At 67.7% G+C, this 20,682-nt stretch carries 15 protein-coding genes; 4 read left to right on the top strand and 11 right to left on the bottom strand.

What is annotated here, in order from left to right:
- Positions 1–37 precede the first annotated feature (37 nt).
- The 3 genes from ACIRGA_RS03115 to ACIRGA_RS03105 are packed head-to-tail and all read left to right on the top strand — an operon-like array spanning position 38 to position 2,230.
- Positions 38–397, top strand: coding sequence for a hypothetical protein (locus tag ACIRGA_RS03115; RefSeq protein WP_395877509.1), 360 nt, complete (start codon positions 38–40; stop codon positions 395–397).
- A gap of 15 nt (positions 398–412) precedes the next feature.
- The gene (locus ACIRGA_RS03110; protein ID WP_400936063.1) at positions 413–1,600 is read left to right on the top strand and encodes a hypothetical protein; all 1,188 of its coding nucleotides are present in this window, start codon (positions 413–415) and stop codon (positions 1,598–1,600) included.
- A 3-nt stretch (positions 1,601–1,603) separates the two neighbouring features.
- A complete protein-coding gene (locus ACIRGA_RS03105; protein ID WP_400936061.1) occupies positions 1,604–2,230 on the top strand; it encodes a hypothetical protein in 627 nt (208 codons plus the stop codon).
- Positions 2,231–2,234: 4 nt separating this feature from the next.
- Here the strand turns inward: ACIRGA_RS03105 and ACIRGA_RS03100 are convergent, their stop codons facing one another.
- The 9 genes from ACIRGA_RS03100 to ACIRGA_RS03060 form a co-directional block, all read right to left on the bottom strand.
- The gene (locus tag ACIRGA_RS03100) at positions 2,235–2,729 is read right to left on the bottom strand and encodes a GNAT family N-acetyltransferase (RefSeq protein ID WP_400936059.1); all 495 of its coding nucleotides are present in this window, start codon (positions 2,727–2,729) and stop codon (positions 2,235–2,237) included.
- Positions 2,730–2,802: 73 nt separating this feature from the next.
- Positions 2,803–3,294: a hypothetical protein gene (locus ACIRGA_RS03095; protein WP_400936057.1), complete on the bottom strand. Its 492-nt coding sequence runs from the start codon at positions 3,292–3,294 to the stop codon at positions 2,803–2,805.
- Positions 3,295–3,350: 56 nt separating this feature from the next.
- On the bottom strand, positions 3,351–3,584 hold the full coding sequence (locus tag ACIRGA_RS03090) for a hypothetical protein (protein ID WP_400936055.1): 234 nt from the start codon (positions 3,582–3,584) through the stop codon (positions 3,351–3,353).
- A 26-nt stretch (positions 3,585–3,610) separates the two neighbouring features.
- Complete coding sequence (locus tag ACIRGA_RS03085) at positions 3,611–3,844, bottom strand: hypothetical protein (protein ID WP_400936053.1); 234 nt, start codon at positions 3,842–3,844, stop codon at positions 3,611–3,613.
- 32 nt (positions 3,845–3,876) lie between these two features.
- On the bottom strand, positions 3,877–5,637 hold the full coding sequence (locus ACIRGA_RS03080) for a hypothetical protein (RefSeq protein WP_400936052.1): 1,761 nt from the start codon (positions 5,635–5,637) through the stop codon (positions 3,877–3,879).
- Positions 5,638–5,718: 81 nt separating this feature from the next.
- Complete coding sequence (locus tag ACIRGA_RS03075; protein WP_400936050.1) at positions 5,719–7,563, bottom strand: hypothetical protein; 1,845 nt, start codon at positions 7,561–7,563, stop codon at positions 5,719–5,721.
- A gap of 627 nt (positions 7,564–8,190) precedes the next feature.
- Positions 8,191–9,315 carry a serine hydrolase domain-containing protein gene (locus ACIRGA_RS03070; RefSeq protein ID WP_400936048.1) on the bottom strand — a complete coding sequence of 375 codons (1,125 nt, stop codon included), beginning with the start codon at positions 9,313–9,315 and terminating at the stop codon, positions 8,191–8,193.
- A 195-nt stretch (positions 9,316–9,510) separates the two neighbouring features.
- Positions 9,511–13,422 (bottom strand): DNA-directed RNA polymerase subunit beta', encoded by a 3,912-nt coding sequence (locus ACIRGA_RS03065; protein ID WP_400936046.1) that lies wholly within the window; start codon positions 13,420–13,422, stop codon positions 9,511–9,513.
- A gap of 91 nt (positions 13,423–13,513) precedes the next feature.
- A complete protein-coding gene (locus ACIRGA_RS03060; RefSeq protein WP_400936044.1) occupies positions 13,514–17,014 on the bottom strand; it encodes a DNA-directed RNA polymerase subunit beta in 3,501 nt (1,166 codons plus the stop codon).
- A gap of 650 nt (positions 17,015–17,664) precedes the next feature.
- Between ACIRGA_RS03060 and ACIRGA_RS03055 the strand changes: the two genes are divergently transcribed.
- Positions 17,665–18,900 carry a hypothetical protein gene (locus ACIRGA_RS03055; RefSeq protein WP_400936192.1) on the top strand — a complete coding sequence of 412 codons (1,236 nt, stop codon included), beginning with the start codon at positions 17,665–17,667 and terminating at the stop codon, positions 18,898–18,900.
- 184 nt (positions 18,901–19,084) lie between these two features.
- Here the strand turns inward: ACIRGA_RS03055 and ACIRGA_RS03050 are convergent, their stop codons facing one another.
- Both ACIRGA_RS03050 and ACIRGA_RS03045 read right to left on the bottom strand, forming a co-directional pair.
- Positions 19,085–19,852 carry a hypothetical protein gene (locus tag ACIRGA_RS03050; protein WP_400936042.1) on the bottom strand — a complete coding sequence of 256 codons (768 nt, stop codon included), beginning with the start codon at positions 19,850–19,852 and terminating at the stop codon, positions 19,085–19,087.
- A gap of 306 nt (positions 19,853–20,158) precedes the next feature.
- Entirely contained in the window at positions 20,159–20,680 is a 522-nt protein-coding gene (locus ACIRGA_RS03045; protein WP_400936040.1) for a hypothetical protein, read from the bottom strand.
- Positions 20,681–20,682 lie beyond the last annotated feature (2 nt).

Here is a 20,682-nt window from a genome sequence, read left to right as displayed (position 1 = left end):
AGCCGCATCGGAAGGTGCGCGAAGGGAGGGACCGCCGATGGCCGGAGGGCATGAGGTGGTGATCAGCGCTCTGCGCACCTACTCGGGCAAGCTCGGGCAGGACGTGCAGATCCCGAACGAGGTCGGACGGCTGGTGCAGCAGTCCGACGTCGGCGACGAATCCTGGGGGGTGGTCGGCCTGTTCGTGAAGCACGAGTACACGGCGACGCTCACCGATCTGCAGGATCTGCTGATCGAGATGTCCGCGGGGCTGACCGCGGCCTCGGAGAAGCTCGGCAACGCCGCCACCGCCTACGAGCGGAACGAAGACGACAACGTCAAGGCGCTCAACGAAATCCTCAAGCTGCTGGAGCAGCCCGCGCAATCGAGGACACCGAAGATGGGGCCGGCCAAGTAGCGAGGGGGACTGATCGTGGCCGATCAGAAGATCACCGGCGAACACACCAAGATCGAGATCAACGACTACAACCCGGACACCATCCGCACGGACAAGATGCTGACCTCGCTGCCGGGACCGCTCGGCAGTGGCTTCAGCACCTTCGACACCGTCAAGAAGGCGACCGCGGACGGGTTCCAGGCGAGCGACATCGGGACCATCGCGGCCAGCGGCGCCGGCTTCGTCAGCTCGTGCATGGGCGTGGCGGATATCGCGAGCGACCCGATCGGCTGGCTGGTCGGCCAGGGGCTCAGCTTCCTGATGAACGTGTGCCAGCCGATCCAGGACGCCATCCACATGGTGAGCGGGGACGGTCCGGCGTTGTCGAACGCGGCCGGCAACTTCAACAACATCGGCGTCTATCTGCAGAACTACAGCAAGAAGTTCGAGGAAGACGCGAAGACGTCGCTGTCCCAGTGGACCGGTGACGCGGCGAACGCGGCGGGCGACAAGCTGGCGAAGTTCGCGCACGGCATCGACGGGATCGCCGCGCAGGCGGGGGACATCGCCCAGCTGCTGCAGATCTCCAGCATGGTGATGACGGTGATCGAGGAGTTCATCAAGGCGATCCTCACCGAGTTCATCACGTGGCTGATCATGATCTGGATCCCGGCGCTGGCCGCGGCCGTCCCGACCTGTGGCGGTTCGACGGCGACGGCGGGCGGGCTGACGGCCACGCGCGCGGTCTCCACGACGTCGAAGGTGCAGAAGTTCCTGAACAAGCTCCGCCAGCTGCTCGACAAGATCAAGCAGTTCCTGGGCAAGCTCAAGGAGTTCTTCGGCAAGTGGAAGGGCAACTACAAGGAACTGATGGCCCACAACAAGTCCACCGCGCAGCTGGCGGCCGGGCCGGGCGCGTCCGCGTGGGGCAAGTTCGCCTCGAAGGACGGCGCCATGGGCGGCAGGCTCGCGGACGGTTTCGGTGAGCGGATGACGTCGGCCACGAAGAAGGCCGGGTTGAACACCGTCGGGCTCGGCAAGGCCACCAATTCGGACGGCAGCTGGAAGACGCCGGAAACGGGCCGCGAGAAGGGTGAGGTCGCGGCGGGTGTCGCCGGCAAGGTCGGCACGTACACGTCGGGCGGGATCAAGGCGGGCCAGTACGGTTCCGTGGGTGACGACGAACAGACGACCGAGGAATCCTCCGACAACCTGGACTTCTGAGCCGTGACCGCGTGGATCATCGCCATCGTTTCGGTGGCGCTGCCGATCGTGCTCGCCACCTGGTGGATCCTCGCCGGGGCGGCGAAGAAACGCGGGCTGGCCACGCTGGCCCGGGAACGGGGCTGGGATTTCTACAGCGGTGCCCGGCTCGGGCACGGCGCCGCGGGCGGGCGGCACGAGCAGCCCGCCCGTGGCCGTGCGCCCGCCCCGTTGCGGCGCGCCGGCGAGTCGATCGACCAGGCGGTGGTGGGCTCGCACCGAGGGAGGCCCTTCGGGGTTTACCGGTATCACCAGCCGGGCGCCGGATTCCGCCAGGACGGCACCCGGGAGTCCGGTTCGCTGCGGACGGTCGTGCACGTCGAGGTGGGCACGGCCATGCCGGACTGCACGCTCTCGATCAGCGGATCCGAAGTGGACTGTTCGAATCCCGCGTTCGTCCTGCGCCCCGAGGTCCGGCAGTGGCTGACGGCGAACGCGGGCCGGTGCCGCGAGTTCCATACGTCCGGGCGGACGGTGGCGGTGGTGCCGAAGGTGCTGCCGAGCGAGAAGCAGCTCCTGCGCACCTTGGACTACCTGGCCGACGTCGCTGACCGGGCCCCTCTCACCACCACCCCGCCGGATCGCGTTTAGCGGGCTAAACGCGATCCGGTACTTCCAGGGACTTCGCGAAGAAGTGATGGGCGAAGGGCTCGTTGTTGAAGGGCTCGACCTCGTCGTAGCCGAGACGCGCGTACAGGGCCCTCGCCTCGACCAGGTCGCGGCGGGTGTCGAGACGGATCACCGAGGCGCCGAGGTCACGGGCGACGTCTTCGGCGGCGGCCACGAGCAGCGCGGCGCCGCCCTTGCCGCGTTCGGGCTTCCGCAGGAAGACGCGGGTGAGTTCGGTGATCTCGGGCGAGGCGACCCGCAGACCGGCGCACCCGGCGAGCACCCCGTCGCGCCACGCGAGCAGGAAGGTGCCGGTCGGTGGGATCAGATCCCGGCTGTGGTGCTCCAGGAGCAAGTCGTCGAGCTCCTCTTCGGTGACCTGGCGCTCGTAGAAGCGGGACGCGATTTCGTCCAGGTACTCGCGCAGCAGCTGGGCGGCGTCCGGGTGATCGACGGGGGTGACTTCGAAGCTCCAGGTCATGGCTACATTCTGCCTACCCCCGCCACCGGTTTTCCCTCCGCCGCCGGATCGCGATTAGGGGGCTAAACGCAGGTCACGAGGGGGCAAGGCGGCCGGCGCAGGTCGCCACCTCGCCGGGGGCGGACTTCTCCGAGGTGACCACGGCGCGGCCGACTGCAACCCGGCATTCGACGACCCCCTCGCCCTGCCCCATCAGCTGGACGGTCGGCGGGGTGCCGGTGTTCTTCCACGTGAGCTCCTTACGCCACGGCAGTGTCACCTGCAACTCCTGGTGCACCAGCCCCAGCCCGTTCGAGTCGTAGACCACGGTCGCGGTCCCCGTCCCGACGAGCTCATAGGCGATCCGCCAGTCGTTCGACACCGGCTGCGGTTGCGCCTGGCTGAGCGTCCGCGTGATCGTGCGATCCGGACCCCGCGACGGCGCGGCCTCCGTCGGCTCGCCGACCACGGCCACAGTCTCGGCCCGCGGCTCTTCACCGCCGTTGAGCAGCACCACACAGGTCGCGAGCGCGGCCACCACGATCCCCGCGATGGCGATGCGCCCGATCAGTTGTCTGTCGGCCATCGGTCCTCCTCACCGAAAGCGGCGGCGCGGCCCGGGAGCCGCGCCGCCGCGGGAAGTCAGGACGGCAGCAGCCGGCCGGGGACGCCGTTGAGCGACTGGATGAGGCCCAGCACCGGGACGCCGAGCGGCGCGAACGTCCAGATGTTGTTGAGGTCGCTCGTGTCGGGCTCGTCGACGACCACGACATCGTTCGGCTCGCCCTGCGCGGCGAGCGCCGGAGCGGCCGAGCCGAGCACGACGAGGCCGGCGAGCGCGGCACCGGTGACCGCGCGCACGAAGGTCTTCTTCATGAGATTCTCCTTTGCTGGTAACGGTTTTACGAAATAGGCGTGATGATCCCGTAGATCGGGGCGAGGACCTCGGTGGGCACGGGGACGGCCGGTCCGAGCAGTCCGCCGAGGTCGACGCCGGGGATCAGCCACAGCGCCGGGCCTCCGCCACCGGTCGGCAGCCCCGGCAGCGGGTCGGCCGAGGCCACCCCGCCGGCGAGTCCGGACAGCGCGCCCGCGATGGCGAGCGGCAGCAGCACACGGGCCGCGATTCGCTTCATTTCTTCTCCCATTCCTTTGGTGAAATCGAACTTCATCGCAGTACCGAGCTGACCGGCACGATCGTTCCGTCGGGGATCCATTGCCCCGCGTAGTTCCGGTCGGCGATCATCCCGACGGCGTGCGGTTCGCCCGGGTACATCGGCATGGCGTTGACCTGTGCCGCCGCGAAGATTTGGACGTCGCCGTTGATCGACCTTCCCTGGTCGCCCAGCCAGCTTCGAAAGCCGCCGAGCGTGGGGCTTTCACCGCCGAAGGCGTTGCCCGCGGCGACCGCGAAACTGACGGCGACCTGCTCACGCGGGTCGAACCTCAGCGGCACCGAGGAGCTCGCGACGGAGTTGACGATCGGCCCGTTCAGCAGCCACGGCGCCAGGTACAGCCCGTACTGATGGGTCGGCTTGAGCCGCTGGGACTCGGCCGCGCGGGTCATCGCCGTGTAGCCGCCGGCCCAGCCGGACACGACGACCAGCGCGGTGTTCGGGCCCGCCTCGGCTTGCACCGGCACTCCGGTTCGCGCGGCGGTCTCGCGGACCAGCTTCGCGGCGGCCGCGCTGCGCGGCGAGGTGTCCTCGACGAGGGTGAGCGCGGAAGGCTTGCGCCCGGCGAGGAATTCGACGAGCTTGACGAGAGAACCGCTGTCCTCACCGGAAAGCGCGTCCGCGGGGCACGAGGTGAGGACTTCGCGGCGATCGGCGATCAGCCCGCCCAGAGCGGCCGAAGCACATTCGGGCGCGTCGGCGTCCTCGATGGCGAAGCCTGGCTCCTCCCCCGCATCGACCTCGATCGTGGTCTTCTCCTCGCCACGGCTGATGATCAGGTCGCTGCGGCCCTTCGGCAGGTCGACCTCGGCCCAGGTGCCTTCGGCGCCCGGACGCACGATGGCCTTGCCGATCAGGCCGCCTTCGATTCCGGCGGAGAGGTCTTCTCCCGCGCTCGCGGGGAAATGGACGAGGTTCTTGCCGGGCCGCTGCGGGCTCACCAGTACGGGGAACCGCTGCTCGCCGAGGGCGGCGTCGGCGAGCAACGCGACACCGGGCGCCGGGAGTTCGGGCGGTTTGGGGATGGCCGCGAGGGCGCTCCAGGCGACAAAACCGACGGCCACGGCGGCCGCGCCGAACCGATAGGCACGCGTGGCTTCGTTGCCTGAGAAGAAGAAGCCCGCGACCACGGTGGCGGCGATCGGCAGCAGGGCGATCACCAGCAACGTGAGTCCGAAGAGCGTGCCGTAGATCCGGCGGTCGAAGCCCAGACCGGAGGTGAACAGCTGGACCGCACCCGCGACGACGAGAAGTCCGCCCAGTGTCAAGGAAAGCGGGCCGAGCCGGAAGTTCGTCTGGCGCCACTGGTCCGCGGGCACCCAGACGGAAAGAACGGTGACGCCGAACCACAAGGCCGTGGCCGCGACGTAGACGGTGTCGATGGCGAATTCGACGCCTGTCCGCCCGAGCGAGGTTTCGAGCACCACCAACGCGGCGAGCGCGAGGGAGGCCCAACGGCCCGCCGACGGACGGCGGAGTAGAAGGGGAATCGCCAGTGCGAGCACGAGATGCACGATCAACGCGACGACGTTGACGTCGGTCGCGAAGGAGGAAACCGCCGCGAGCGCGGCGGAAACCCCGCCGAGGGCGGCGATGACGAGACGCAGGCGGGTGGGCAGTTCACCCACCAATGGGCGCAGAATCCCTGTGCCCGCGAGGAAAGCGGTCGCCAGCAGGAGTCCGAGCCGGAGCAGGACGAGGGCGATGTCGACGCCGGCCGAACCCGAGCTCGCCGGTATGACGTGGTGATCCATGGGGACCTTCTCCGAGCAGATCGGCGGAGCCGTGGGTGGCGGAGTGTGCCCGCCACCCACGACCTTCCGCGCCGAGCAGGGTTACTTGAGATCCGCGTCCGCCACGACGAACAGTTCGGAGTGCGGCTTCGCGTTGCCGAAGGACCCGTGCGGCCAGGTCTTCCGGTTGAAGTTGATCCCGACCTGTCCGGTGAACTCGTCCCGGAAGTTCTGATCGACCGCGATCTTCCCGTCCTCGCCGAGGTTCAGCAGGTTGACCTTGTGGTCACCGTCCAAACCGGACCGTGCGACGAAGTAGTTCGACACCGCGAGGTGCTGCGGCTTGTCGGTTTCGTGGTAGTAGCCATCAGCGCCGAGCACGAAGTTGTCGTACGCGCCCCAGTGCGGGCCGCCACCGGGCGTGCCCGGGTTGATCGGCGCCGCGCCGACGACGGTCGGCAGGTCGCCGCCACCGCCCTGCTGGGACTTCTCCTTCGTGTCGATCCGGCCCTTGATGTTCTCGACCTTGTCGCCGGCGGCGAGCAGCTTCTGGATGTCGAGGATGTACACGCCACCGGTGGTGCCGGGGTCGTCCGGGCCGAGCGCGCCCTTGGATCGTCCGGTGATCGCGCGGTAGAGGTACTTGTCGTCGGGGCTGGTCTGGATCCAGCCGCCGTTCGACCCGCCACCGTTGGAGTCGTTGTTCGGGTGGATCGCCTTGTTGGCCGCGCCGTCGTCGAACACCTGGATCCAGTGCGGCTCCTTGGCGGTGATGTCCGGCGTGTAGAACACCGCGCCGCCCTGCATCGTCTGGGCGAACGCGCCCTTGTGCCCCGGCAGGTTCGTCACCGTGGTCTCCATGACCGCGCGGCTTTCCGCGTGCAGCGGGTCCGCGGGATCGGCCCTCGGGCCGTCCGGCAGGTAGGAGACCGTCTTGAGCTTCGGCTTGTTGCGGTCGGAGATGTCCCACGTGCGGACGGTCGGGCGCCGCAGATACGGCGACGGCTGCTTCACCGGGTCGAGGATGATGTTGCGCGGCTCGGCGTAGTCACTGGTGACCAGCGTGTTGAGATCTTCGCGCGCCTGGATGCCGTGCGGGTTGGCGCAGGTCGGCTTGTCCAGTTGCGGGAGGTTGTCGCACAGCTTCTTGTTGTCGCCCTGCGGCGTGGCCGCCGGTGACTCGGAAAGCACCTGCGCGTTCTGGTCGAAGCGGACGACCTCACCGGGGCTGCCGGCGAAACCGTTGCCCACCACGGTGGAACCGTTGGCGTAGGTGTGCGGGCCGGGAACGACCGGGCCGCCCATGTACGTGCCGTAGGCCGTGCCGTCCTTGAGCACCCAGTACGCGTCCGGCACGGAACCGCCGAGGGTCTGGGTCGGGAGGCTGACGCCCTTGAGCTTCAGCTGCGGCAACGCGGAGACGTCGAAGGCGTACGTCGCGGCGGCGAACAGCGCGCCGGCGTAGATCGTGTCGCCCTTGTGCCACACGTACTGCATGTGGTGCGGCTCGTTCTCGACGAGCGGACCGACGGTGGCGGTGTTGACGACCTTGCCGTAGGTCGGCGAACCCTGTGTCGCGTCGATCACGGTGAGGAAGTCCGGACCGGGCAACGCGTTCTTGATCTTGTTCAACCCGCCGCCGAGCGAACCCGGCAGGTTCTTGACGTCCTTGACCAGGGTGTCGGCGATGTTCTCGTCACCGGCCCAGACCAGCAGCCACTTCTTGCGCTTGCCGTCCGCGCTCCGGGACGCCGCGACGTCCTTGGACACCAGGTGGTTCTGGACCCAGTACTCCTTGCCGTCGGCCGCCTTCTTCGCGTCCTTGACGACCTGGACGTCGGCGTAGGCACTCGTCGTGGAGCCGGTATAGGTCACCGTGCCCGCGGCGAGTGCCGCCGCCAAGGCGCCTATCACCACTTTTCGCCACTTGGGCGAGTTGGATAGCATTCTTTCTCCCTGTTTTCGCTACCGAAGCGCCAGACAATCGGCACACCTCTCCCCCATTTCGCGCAGGCGTCACCGCGCCGATCGAAGGGGAAAGCAATCAACCGCCGGTTCGCACAGGGAACCGTTGCGGCACAGCGGAAAACGTCAGCGCGCGAGGAACGGGCGCATCCGTTTCGGATACGCGAATCCGCCCGCGCCGCGACAGTCCGGAATAGGTCAGGAATCCATACACAGCGCGCTTGCTTGCTGCCGCAAGTCAACGTGCCGGCGCCACACCAAGGCGACTGGGGATTGCATGGGCGAAATACTCGTGTGAAGCCGCCGGGGTGTCAATCCAGTGATCAAAGAATGGGACATGCCACGGCCGGGTGAATTTCCCACCATGCGGATGGACCATTGGGCCGAACGGGTGGCGGTTTTCCGAGCACTGGGAATTAGGCCACTTGGCGGCGCTACCGCAGGTCACAACGGACCAGTAACCCACATCGGACACTCTCAAGGCCGTTATGATTTCGTTACTCAATCCCGGGAACTCTCGTGCCGAGGAGCCTTCAGCGGCGCCGACCTGCGCTCCGCCACCCCGGATCGCGTTTAGGGGGCTAAACGCAGGTCGGCACCGGATCGCCTTTAGCGGGCTAAACGCGATCCGGCCGCGGGGCCGCAGAGGGCCTGGTGCTTGAAGGCCGCCAGGGCGTCGTCGATGGGGTGCGGGGTTCCTTCGGCGTCCGGCTTGCGCCACCGCACGAAGTTCATCGCGGCGGAGAACTGCCGCCCGCTGTCGGCACCGGCCCAGGCCATCGTCAGCGCTCCCCACACCGTGCCGTCGTGCCCCCAGAAGACGCCGTGCCCCGGGATCTCGGTCTTGTACAGGCCGAGCCCGTAGTCGATCAGCCGTCCGTCCTGCGCGATGACCGGGACCAGACGCTGCATCTCCGCCAGCGACGACGGGCTGACGATCTCCCCGTCCAGCAGCTTGCGGTAGAAGAGGTTGAGATCCTCGACGGTCGACACCAGGCCGGCGCCGGTCATCACCCAGGACATGTTGTAGACGCTGTAGTCGCGCGGCGGATCGATCGCGCCGAACAGCGCTTCGTACATCCGCGAGTGCGGTCCCTCGATATGCGGACCGGCGGGAAAACCGGTGTTCGCGAGGCCCGCGGGTTCGATGATGGCGCGGGAGATGTGCTCCTCCACCGGGGCACCGGTCAACTGCTCCAGCAGTTCGCCCAGGAGCAGGTAGTTCGTGTTGGAGTAGATCCCGGGAGTACTGCCCGGCTCGCCGGTGGCGAGCGCGCCGACACCCAGCGCGATCAGCTCGGCCGGGCGGAACTCCCGAAACCGATTGTCGTCGAGGCTCCCGGGGGCGAGCTCCTTGAGCGACGGGAACGCGTACGGCAGGTACTCCGCGAGCCCGCTGGTGTGGTTGAGCAGCATGCGGATCGTGATCGTCCGGCCCCGTTCACCGGGGACCAGCCGCGGCAGGAAGTCACCGATCGGCGCGTCGAGCTCGAGCCGCCCCTCCTCGACCTGCCGCAGAACCGCGGCCGAGACGAAGGTCTTGGTGATACTGCCGACGCGCTGCCGCATCCCGGTCTCGACGGGACGGCCGGTTTCAAGGTCGGCGACTCCGGCGGCGCCACGCCAGAGCCGCTCACCCGCCCGCACCTCGGCGAACACCCCCGGCACCCCCGCCCGCTGGACGTCGTCCAAAGCGGACCGCAGGTTCTTCATGGCCGAGTTCTCTTCTGTCACAAGGGATTCCATATCGACCATCCTTTCGACGGCCGGTCCCGGGATCGCCCGCCATCCGTCGCGCATCCAGGCGGATACCGCACCGATCGTCGGCCGGATCGCGTTTAGGGGGCTAAACGCGATCCGGGAACGGCTCGGAAACGGGAAGGGCCCCCGCCGGATCGGCGAGGGCCCTTCTCGTGGATTTCGCTTCGGTCAGCGGAAGTCGCGGCCGAAGTCGTAGTCGTCCAGCGGCACCGCGGCGCCCGGCGTGGAGCCGAACACGTCCGGGGTGTAGTAACCGTCGTCGTAGGACGGGATCGCGTAAGCGGCGACCCGCGCCTCCTCGGTCGGCTGCACCTGGATGTTGCGGTACTTGTTGATCCCGGTACCGGCCGGGATCAGCTTACCGATGATCACGTTCTCCTTGAGGCCCACGAGCTTGTCCGAACGGCCGTTGATGGCCGCGTCGGTCAGGACACGCGTGGTCTCCTGGAACGAGGCCGCCGACAGCCACGAGTCCGTGGTCAGCGAGGCCTTCGTGATCCCCATCAGCACCGGGCGACCCGAAGCCGGCTCGCCGCCTTCGGCGACCGACGCGCGGTTCTTCGCCTCGAACTTGGTCCGCTCGGGCAGCTCGCCCGGCAGGAAGTCCGTGGCACCGGAGTCGATGATCGTCACGCGGCGCAGCATCTGCCGCACGATGACCTCGATGTGCTTGTCGTGGATCGACACACCCTGCGCCCGGTACACCTTCTGGACCTCGTCCACCAGGTGCATCTGCGCCTCGCGCGGCCCCATGACCCGCAGGACCTCGTGCGGGTCCGGCGTGCCTTCGAGCAGCTGCTGACCGACGTTGACGCGGTCACCGTCGCCCAGCGGGCCGTTCGGGGTGTTCGCGAGCCGCTGACGCTTGGACAGCTTGTCGAAGACGATCTCTTCGCTGCCGTCGTCCGGGATCAGCGTGATCTTCCAGAACCGCTCGCTCTCCTCGATGCGCACACGGCCATCGACGTCGGCGATCGGCGCCTTGCCCTTCGGCACCCGGGCCTCGAACAGCTCCTGGACACGGGGCAGACCGGTCGTGATGTCGTCACCGGCGACACCACCCTGGTGGAACGTACGCATCGTCAGCTGCGTACCCGGCTCACCGATCGACTGGGCCGCGACGATACCCACGGCCTCGCCGACGTCGACGAGCTGACCGGTCGCCATGGACCGGCCGTAGCAGGTGGCGCAGATACCGACGGCCGACTCGCAGGTCAGCACCGAACGCACCTTGACCTTGGAGATCCCGCTCGAGATGAGCTTGTCGATCGCCGGGTCACCGATGTCGTCACCGGCGTTGAGCACGACGTTGCCCTTGGCGTCGACCGCGTCGGTCGCCAGGTTCCGCGCGTACACGCTGGTCTCGACGTGCTGGTCGCGCAGGACCTTGCCGTCGCCGATGTCCTCACCGATCGGCATGTTGATGCCTCGGGTGGTGCCACAGTCGACCTCGCGGACGATGACGTCCTGCGACACGTCCACCAGACGACGGGTCAGGTAACCCGAGTCGGCGGTACGGAGCGCCGTGTCCGCCAGACCCTTACGGGCACCGTGCGTCGCGATGAAGTACTCCGCCACCGACAGGCCTTCACGGAAGTTGGCCTTGATCGGACGCGGGATGTACTCACCCTTCGGGTTCGACACCAGGCCACGCATACCGGCCAGCGACCGGACCTGCGTCATGTTGCCCGCCGCGCCCGACTTCACGATCATCGCGATCGGGTTGTCGTCCGGCAGCGCCGTCTCCATGATCTTGTGGACCTCTTCGGTGGCCTGCGTCCACACCTTGACGAGCTCGTTGTTGCGCTCGGCGTGCGACAGCTGACCACGCTGGTACCGCTTCTCGACCTGGTCGGCCTTGCCTTCGTACTCGTCCAGAATGGCCTTCTTGCCGGTCGGGACGAGGACGTCGGAGATCGCGACCGTGACACCCGAACGGGTCGCCCAGTAGAAACCGGCGTCCTTCAGGCGGTCCAGGGTCTGCGCGACCTGGGTCATCGAGTAGCGCTCGGCGAGGTCGTTCACGATCGCGGCCTGACGCTTCTTCGGCATCGGCTCGTTGATGAACGGGTAGTCCGCCGGGAGCAGCTCGTTGAACAGCACGCGGCCCAGGGTGGTCTCGGCCAGCCAAGCCTTGCCCGGCTCCCAGCCCTTCTCCGCGAGCGCCGCTTCGTCGGCCTTGGCGGGCTGACGGTCGGTGACGCGGATCTTGATCGGGGCGTGCAGGCTCAGCGCCTTGCGGTCGTACGCCATGATCGCTTCGGCGGGCGACGAGTACGCGTTGCCCGCGCCCTCGGCCTTCTCGTTCAACCGGGTCAGGTGGAACAGACCGGTCACCATGTCCAGACGCGGCATGGCGAGCGGACGGCCCGACGCCGGCGAAAGGATGTTGTTCGCCGACAGCATCAGGATGCGGGCCTCGGCCTGCGCCTCCGCGGACAGCGGGAGGTGCACGGCCATCTGGTCACCGTCGAAGTCCGCGTTGAACGCTTCACAGACCAGCGGGTGCAGCTGGATGGCCTTGCCTTCGACCAGCTGCGGCTCGAAGGCCTGGATACCGAGGCGGTGCAGGGTCGGCGCACGGTTCAGCATCACCGGGTGGCCGGTGATGACCTCTTCGAGCACGTCCCACACCTGCGGCCGCGACCGCTCCACCATCCGCTTGGCGGACTTGATGTTCTGCGCGTGGTTCAGGTCGACCAGCCGCTTCATGACGAACGGCTTGAACAGCTCGAGCGCCATGTCCTTCGGCAGACCGCACTGGTGCAGCTTCAGCTGCGGACCGACGATGATGACCGAACGGCCCGAGTAGTCGACACGCTTGCCGAGCAGGTTCTGACGGAACCGGCCCTGCTTGCCCTTGAGCAGGTCGGACAGCGACTTCAGCGGGCGGTTACCGGGACCGGTGACCGGGCGGCCGCGGCGGCCGTTGTCGAACAGCGCGTCGACGGCCTCCTGCAGCATCCGCTTCTCGTTGTTCACGATGATCTCGGGCGCGCCGAGGTCGATCAGCCGCTTCAACCGGTTGTTCCGGTTGATGACCCGGCGGTAGAGGTCGTTCAGGTCGGAGGTGGCGAAGCGGCCACCGTCGAGCTGGACCATCGGGCGCAGGTCCGGCGGGATCACCGGGACGGCGTCGAGCACCATGCCGCGCGGGTCGTTGCCGGTGGCCTGGAAGGCCGCGACGACCTTGAGCCGCTTCAGCGCGCGGAGCTTCTTCTGCCCCTTGCCGTTGCGGATGGTGTCGCGCAGGCTCTCGGCCTCGGCCGCGACGTCGAACTCGGTGGCCAGCTTCTGGATGGCCTCCGCGCCCATGCCGCCGGTGAAGTACTCGCCGTACCGGTCGACGAGCTCGCGGTAGAGCAGCTCGTCGGCGATCAGCTGACGCACGTCGAGCTTGGTGAAGGTCGTCCAGACCTCCTCGAGACGGTCCAGCTCGCGACCGGCGCGGTCACGCAGCTGACGCATCTCGCGCTCGCCGCCTTCCTTGACCTTGCGGCGGACGTCGGACTTGGCGCCCTCCGCCTCCAGCTCGGCCAGGTCGGCTTCCAGCTTCTGCGCCCGTGCCTCGATGTCCGCGTCGCGCTTGGTCTCGAGGTTCTTGCGCTCGACGCCGATCTCGTTCTCGAGGGTCGGCAGGTCGTTGTGCCGCAGCTCGGTGTTCACACCGGTGATCACGTAGGCCGCGAAGTAGATGATCTTCTCGAGGTCCTTCGGCGCCAGGTCGAGCAGGTAGCCGAGGCGAGAGGGAACACCCTTGAAGTACCAGATGTGGGTGACGGGAGCGGCCAGCTCGATGTGGCCCATCCGCTCACGGCGCACCTTGGCGCGGGTGACCTCGACGCCACAGCGCTCGCAGATGATGCCCTTGAAGCGGACCCGCTTGTACTTACCGCAGTAGCACTCCCAGTCCCGGGTCGGGCCGAAGATCTTCTCGCAGAAGAGGCCGTCCTTCTCGGGCTTGAGCGTCCGGTAGTTGATGGTCTCCGGCTTCTTCACCTCGCCGAAGGACCACTGACGAATGTCGTCGGCGGTGGCGAGGCCGATGCGGAGCTCATCGAAGAAGTTGACGTCCAGCACGTCTTTACATCCCCTTGGGGTTGATGCGACTAGAGGAGTTGGCGAGCGGAGGAGGGAGCCCACGGGAGGCAGGCTCCCTCCTCATCGCGGGTCAGTGCACGACGTCGTCCACCGAGGGCGACTCGTTGCGGGACAGGTTGATGCCGAGGTTGGCCGCGGCACGCTCGAGGTCCTCGTCGTCGGAGTCGCGCATCTCGATCGCGGCGCCGTCGCTGGACAGCACCTCGACGTTGAGGCATAGCGACTGGAGCTCCTTCAGGAGCACCTTGAACGACTCGGGGATACCGGGCTCGGGGATGTTCTCCCCCTTGACGATGGCCTCGTAAACCTTGACGCGGCCGACCACGTCGTCCGACTTGATCGTCAGGAGCTCCTGCAGGGTGTATGCGGCGCCGTACGCCTGCATCGCCCAGCACTCCATCTCGCCGAACCGCTGGCCACCGAACTGCGCCTTACCACCCAGCGGCTGCTGCGTGATCATCGAGTACGGACCGGTGGACCGGGCGTGGATCTTGTCGTCGACCAGGTGGTGCAGCTTCAGGATGTACATGTAGCCGACGGAGACCGGGTACGGGTACGGCTCGCCGGAGCGTCCGTCCAGCAGCGTGGCCTTGCCGTTCTGCTTGACCATGCGCTCGCCGTCGCGGTTCGGCTTGGTCGCGCCGAGCAGCCCGGTGAGTTCCTCTTCCTTGGCGCCGTCGAACACCGGGGTCGCGGTGTTCGTGCCGGGGTCGACGTCGTAGAGCTCCTCGTTGAGGTTCTTCGCCCAGTCCGGCTCGCCCTCGATCTTCCATCCCTGCGACGCCAGCCAGCCCAGGTGAAGCTCCAGGACCTGGCCGATGTTCATACGACGCGGGACACCGTGGGTGTTCAGGATGATGTCGACGGGCGTGCCGTCCTCCATGAACGGCATGTCCTCGGCGGGGAGGATCTTGCCGATGACACCCTTGTTCCCGTGGCGGCCGGCGAGCTTGTCGCCCGGCTGGATCTTCCGCTTCTGGGCCACGTAGACGCGGACCAGTTCGTTGACGCCCGGGGGCAGCTCGTCGTCGTCCTCGCGCGAGAACACGCGGATGCCGATGACCTTGCCGGTCTCGCCGTGCGGCACCTTCAGCGAGGTGTCGCGGACCTCACGGGCCTTCTCGCCGAAGATCGCGCGGAGCAGGCGCTCCTCCGGGGTGAGCTCGGTCTCGCCCTTGGGCGTGACCTTGCCGACCAGGATGTCGCCGTCGCGGACCTCGGCACCGATGCGGATGATGCCGCGCTCGTCGAGGTCGGCGAGGACCTCCTCGGAGACGTTCGGGATGTCCCGGGTGATCTCCTCGGCGCCCAGCTTGGTGTCGCGGGCGTCGATCTCGTGCTCCTCGATGTGGATCGACGTGAGCACGTCGTCCTGCACCAGGCGCTCGGAGAGGATGATCGCGTCCTCGTAGTTGTGGCCCTCCCACGGCATGACCGCGACGAGCAGGTTCTTGCCGAGCGCCATCTCACCGTTCTCGGTGGACGGGCCGTCGGCGATGACCTGACCCTGCTCGACCCGGTCGCCCTCGTTGACGATCGGGCGGTGGTTGAAGCAGGTGCCGTGGTTCGAGCGACGGAACTTGTACAGTCCGTAGCTCTTCCGCGTGCCGTCGTCGTGCATGATCGTGATCAGGTCGGCCGAGAGCTCCTCGACCACACCGGCCTGCTCGGCGACGAGCACGTCACCGGCGTCCACCGCGGCACGCAGCTCCACGCCGGTGCCGACCAGCGGGGCCGAGTTGCGCAGCAGCGGAACGGCCTGACGCTGCATGTTCGCGCCCATGAGCGCGCGGTTCGCGTCGTCGTGCTCGAGGAACGGGATCATCGCCGTCGCGACCGAGACCATCTGCCGCGGCGAGACGTCCATGTAGTCCACGTCGAGCGGGTCGATCAGCTCGACCTCGCCGCCCTTCTTACGGACCAGGACGCGATCCTCGACGAAGGTGCCGTCTTCCGAGATCGGCGCGTTGGCCTGCGCCTTCACGAAGCGGTCTTCCTCGTCCGCGGTGAGGTAGTCGACCTGGTCGGTGACGCGGCCCTCGACGACCTTGCGGTACGGGGTCTCGATGAAACCGAACGGGTTGACCCGCGCGTACGAGCAGAGCGAACCGATCAGGCCGATGTTCGGGCCTTCCGGCGTCTCGATCGGGCACATGCGGCCGTAGTGCGACGGGTGGACGTCACGGACCTCCATGCCGGCGCGCTCACGCGACAGACCACCCGGGCCGAGGGCGGACAGACGACGCTTGTGCGTCAGCCCCGACAGCGGGTTGTTCTGGTCCATGAACTGCGACAGCTGCGAAGTACCGAAGAACTCCTTGATCGCCGCCACGACGGGACGGATGTTGATCAGGGTCTGCGGCGTGATCGCCTCGACGTCCTGGGTGGTCATCCGCTCGCGGACGACGCGCTCCATCCGGGACAGACCCACGCGGATCTGGTTCTGGATGAGCTCGCCGACGGTGCGGAGACGACGGTTGCCGAAGTGGTCGATGTCGTCGGTCTCGACCGGGATGACCTGGTCGCCGACGGTCGCCTTGTCCTCGCCCGCGTGCAGGCGGACCAGGTACTCGATCGTCGAGACGATGTCCTCTTCGGTCAGCGTCCCGGTGTCGTACGGCGTGGTCAGGCCGAGCTTCTTGTTCAGCTTGTACCGGCCGACCTTGGCCAGGTCGTAGCGCTTCGGCTTGAAGAACAGGTTCTCCAGCAGCGTCTGCGCGCTCTCCTTGGTGGGCGGTTCGCCCGGGCGCAGCTTGCGGTAGATGTCGAGCAGCGCCTCGTCGGTGCCGGCGGTGTGGTCCTTCTCGAGGGTGGCGAGCAGCGTCTCGGAGAACGAGAAGCGCTCGCGGATCGCCTCGGTGGTCCAGCCGAGCGCCTTCAGCAGCACGGTGACCGGCTGGCGGCGCTTGCGGTCGATGCGGACGCCGACGGTGTCGCGCTTGTCGACGTCGAACTCGAGCCAGGCACCCCGGCTCGGGATGACGCGGACGTTGAAGACGTCCTTGTCGGTGGTCTTGTCGACGCTGGTGTCGAAGTACACACCCGGCGAACGGACCAGCTGGGACACGACGACACGCTCGGTGCCGTTGATGACGAAGGTGCCCTTGTCGGTCATCACCGGGAAGTCGCCCATGAAGACCGTCTGGCTCTTGATCTCGCCGGTGTTGTTGTTCACGAACTCGGCGGTCACGAACAGCGGGGCCGCGTACGTCATGTCCTTGTCCTTGCACTCCTCGACGGAGGCCTTGACCTCGTCGAAGCGCGGGTCGGAGAAGGACAGCGACATGGATCCGGAGAAGTCTTCGATCGGCGAGATCTCGTTGAGGACCTCTTCCAGGCCGCCGACCGGGTTTTCTTCACCTTCTTCGACGCGGCGTTCGAACCACGCCTCGTCGCCGGTGAACCATTCAAAGGACCTGATCTGCACGTCGAGCAGGTTCGGGGTGCTGAGCGGCTCGCGAATCTTTGCGAAGGAGACCCGCTTGGGGGCTCCCGGGATTCCCGTGGACTCCGAGCGAGATACAGCCGAGGTGGTCGCAGCAGTGGCCTGGTTCGCGGGAGAGACTGCCAAGATGCGTCCTTCCGGGGACAATGAGCGGTGAGCAGCCGCGTCAGCAACAGCTGATGCGGTCTGTCAAGGGTGCCGTGTGCCCACTATCCTAACTACCGGCTCCGGGCAGCCTGAAAGAGGGCAGCGCAAAGAAGCAGTCTAGCCCGAACGTCGCGGTCTGTCCAGGGGGCGCTCCTGATGGGGCCCAGCCTGCATCGCAACGTCTTCAGGTATGCCTCTCCTCGGCCTCCCCGGACCGTCCCTCCCGCAAGGGCACCGCCGGTTCTCACCGTTGCCAGTAAGCGTGACCCCACAGGGGCTCTGAGTCAAGATGCCGCGCGGTGGTCCCGCCGGTTGGCGCAGCGTGGAAGTAGCCCCGCGCGGGGCGCTTCACAGGACGATCATCCTGGTTACCGCCCGGTACGCGCAGGTGACGGCGTTGGGGCGCCGACCTGCGTTTAGCGGGCTAATCGCGCTCCGGCCGCCGGGGCTTCCTGGAGTGTCACCGGGTCGGGCCAGGCGACCGGCGGGTGCCCTGGGCGGACTCGTCCCGTGTGGCGGTTGTGGCCGGTGGGTCTTCTGGTGCGGCGCACAGGGAGGGCCTCCCGAATCGCGTTCAGCCCGCTAAACGCGATCCGCCGGACGCTGCCAGACTGGGCCGCGTGTGCGAAATGTGCGAGCAGGACGCCAGTGCCGAGGTGACACCGGCATTGCCCCCGGTCTTCTTGCGGCCGGAGGAGGAGTTGCGGCTCGCCGCGGAGCGAAGTCTGCTCCTCGACGATCTCCGCGGCTACGTCGCCGGGCTGGACGAGCACAGCGAGCCGGGCCGCACGCTGGTCCCTCGGTGGGCGGAGGCCGCGGGGCTGGTCCGGGTCATCAAGGGCAGGCATGTGCCCCTCAAGAAGAACGCGAAGCTCCTCGACGACCCTCTCCGGCTCTGGGAGCGGCTGTATTCGACGATCGGTGAAGCCGGGTTCGGCATCGCCTCCCAGGACGATGCCTTGCCACCGGGCTTCGCGAGACTGTTTCCCCACCTCGTCTCATCGATCTCCCTCACGCTCTACCAGTCGGGTCCGGTCCCGGTGCCGGTCGAGCTTCTCTTCGAGGTCTTGGCTTCGGCCCTCGGTCTCGGGCAGGCGGCTGACGAGCCGACGCGGTACGCGACAGCCGTCACGCTGGATTTGCTGGACCGGCTCGGCGCGATCGAACACAGCACCGCGGACCCGGCCGTGCTCGCGAAGATCGCTGAGATCGCCGGCAAGCCGAATCCCTCCTCGTCCCTCGTCAGCCTCACCCCGATCGCCGTCTGGGCGATCAACAGGGAACTCCGCGAGGCCGGAATGGACGCGCCGGTCATCGGTGAGGCCGCGGAAGAGAGTCTCGGCGAGCTGAGCCCACGCCTCGTCGACGCCGCGCCCGAGATCATCGACGCGGAGCTGAAGGCCTGGGTCCGGCATCGGTCGCCCTCGGAAGCGGCAGCGGAGGCGAGCGGGTTCCTCCGCGCCGCGCGGCTTCCCGAAGAACGACTGTTCGCCCTGATCGCACTCGGGGAAACCGGCGAGATCGGCCTCGAGACCGCTGTGGGAGTCCGAGCCGAAGGCGGCCTGATCGGCGCGGTCGCCGCGATGTGGCTGTCCGAGCAGGGGGCGGTCGGCCCGGAAACGGTCAACCGCGACGAGGTCGTCCTCGGGATGGCCGACCATTTCGCGGCGATGCACGCGCTCGGCGCCTTCGTCCATCAGCTCGCCGACATGGACGGCGGCTTCGACGTCGTGGACCTGCTGACGTCCTCCGACCACCCGGACAGACTCGAACTCCTGAAGGTCGTCGGTGCGGAACACCCGGACCGGAACATGGCCAAGAAGGCGCGAAAGGCGAGCTACAAACTCCGGTCCAGCGGCGTCTGAGCCCCCTGGTCAGCGCGCCGACGCGTGACGATTAGCCCGCTAAACGCAGGTCAGCGGGGGCAGGCGCCGGAAAGCCGTGAAGGCCTCCTTGAGGGACTCTGGGTCCGTTAAGGAGGCCTTCACGGAATAGGGCGCCGTCGCGGACCCGGATCGCGTTTAGCGGGCTAAACGCGCTCCGGGCCGGTCACTTCGAGGGGGCCGGGGAGGCCGGGGGTGCGGCGGGGGCCGAGGAGGCGGTCGGGTTCGGCGGAGCGGCGTAGGTGTTCATCGCCGTGATCTTCCACTTGTCGCCCTGCAGCTCCGCGTTCAAGTGCAGCTGCGCGCTCCCGGCGGTCGTCTTGTTCGTGTCGGCCCGCGTCGAGCTCTGGTCGACGAACACCATCACGTCGGCCCGGTCGCCCTCCAGCCGGATGACGGCGCTGCGGGTGACCTTGCAGGTCACGACCATCTTCTGCTGCGGAGCCAGCCGTTTGACCTCGCCCATCAGCAGGTTGTACTTCGCCCGCACCTCGTCGTTGACCAGCAGGTCACCCGCCGCGGTCTCGGTCTTCGCGATGTTGTTGTAGTCGTACGAGAACAGCGCCTCGGTCGCCTTCGCGACCTGGTCCTTGACCTGCGCGGTCTTCGCGACGTCCAGCAGCGCCGTGTTGTTCGTCGAACTGGACACGTCGTCGGCCTGGATCTTGAACAGCACCGCGGTCGCGGCCAGCAGCAACCCGACGACGACCAGCGCGCCCGCCAGGATCAGCTGCTTGGAGCCCGGCTTCTTCCCGGCCTTCGACGAAGACTCGGCGACCTCGGCTTCGGCCTCTTCGATGTCGTCAGGCTTCTCTTCGGCGACTGCGCGGGCCTTCGCGCGCGGAGTCGGCTTCGCGGCGACCTCGTCTTCGGGTGCTTCGGAAGCTTCAGGAGCCTCGTCAGCAGCGTCCTCAGTGTCCTCATCGGACTCCACGACCTCAGCGGACTCGACAGACTCGGACTCGACAGGCTCAGGCTCAGGCGTGGGCTCAGGAAGCGGAGCGGGCCGCGGCGACGGACGACGGACCGGCGCCGGCTTCGCCACCGGCGTCTCGTCGACCTCAACCCCGGAGACGTCGACCCCGGAGACCTCGACCTCCGAAGCAGAGCCTTCCGGAGAGGCGGGAGACGCACTAGGCCGTCGCAGGCCGGCCACCCGGGGGCGGCGCACCGGCGGAGTGCTGCGAGGGGGCTGGCGACGGGAGGGGGGCACTACGTGGCTCCGTTCTAGGTGACGCTCTTACTGACCGGCCGCGACGAGGGGCACGTTGTCGATCCCGGACAGCTTCCACTCATCGCCGACCCGGGTCATCGAGACCTCCAGGCGCAACGCCTTCGAGCTCGCCTTGTCGCCCTGGGTGACCTGGGTGGAGATGGCGGCGAGGAAGCTCGCCTTGCCCTCGTGGTCGTCGAGCTCCTCGACCGCGATGTCCTGGATGGTGGTCACGACCTTGGTCTTCGCGTCGCCGAGCGCCTTGCGGTAGGTCGGCTCCAGCTGGGCCAGCTGCTGGCTCATCTTGTCGTCGGAGACGGCCTTCTGCTTGGCGAAGAACTCGTCGAGCTTCTCGAAGTCGACCTCGGTGTACGCCTTGATCGCGGTGCCGCCCGCCTTGACCACGTCGTCCCGCGAGCGCGCCAGGTCGGCATTGTCGTCCGACGCGGCCACGGCCCACATGACACCGAAGATCGCCGCGGCGAGGAAGGCGGCCAGCGCGAACGCCGCCGCCCCCAGGACCAGGGTCCGCGATCGAGAAGAACTCATGA

This window comes from Amycolatopsis sp. NPDC102389, from assembly GCF_044765885.1.
In the GTDB taxonomy this organism is placed as follows: Bacteria; Actinomycetota; Actinomycetes; order Mycobacteriales; family Pseudonocardiaceae; genus Amycolatopsis.
This window is presented reverse-complemented; position numbering and strand designations above follow the sequence as displayed.

What these genes read in the sequence shown, in the direction of transcription:
- ACIRGA_RS03080 (WP_400936052.1), bottom strand. Translation starts at nt 5,637, where the DNA reads ATGGATCACCACGTCATACCGGCGAGCTCGGGTTCGGCCGGCGTCGAC.
- ACIRGA_RS03045 (WP_400936040.1), bottom strand. Translation starts at nt 20,680, where the DNA reads ATGAGTTCTTCTCGATCGCGGACCCTGGTCCTGGGGGCGGCGGCGTTC.
- ACIRGA_RS03085 (WP_400936053.1), bottom strand. Translation starts at nt 3,844, where the DNA reads ATGAAGCGAATCGCGGCCCGTGTGCTGCTGCCGCTCGCCATCGCGGGC.
- ACIRGA_RS03090 (WP_400936055.1), bottom strand. Translation starts at nt 3,584, where the DNA reads ATGAAGAAGACCTTCGTGCGCGCGGTCACCGGTGCCGCGCTCGCCGGC.
- ACIRGA_RS03095 (WP_400936057.1), bottom strand. Translation starts at nt 3,294, where the DNA reads ATGGCCGACAGACAACTGATCGGGCGCATCGCCATCGCGGGGATCGTG.
- ACIRGA_RS03100 (WP_400936059.1), bottom strand. Translation starts at nt 2,729, where the DNA reads ATGACCTGGAGCTTCGAAGTCACCCCCGTCGATCACCCGGACGCCGCC.
- ACIRGA_RS03075 (WP_400936050.1), bottom strand. Translation starts at nt 7,563, where the DNA reads ATGCTATCCAACTCGCCCAAGTGGCGAAAAGTGGTGATAGGCGCCTTG.
- ACIRGA_RS03115 (WP_395877509.1), top strand. Translation starts at nt 38, where the DNA reads ATGGCCGGAGGGCATGAGGTGGTGATCAGCGCTCTGCGCACCTACTCG.
- ACIRGA_RS03055 (WP_400936192.1), top strand. Translation starts at nt 17,665, where the DNA reads ATGTGCGAGCAGGACGCCAGTGCCGAGGTGACACCGGCATTGCCCCCG.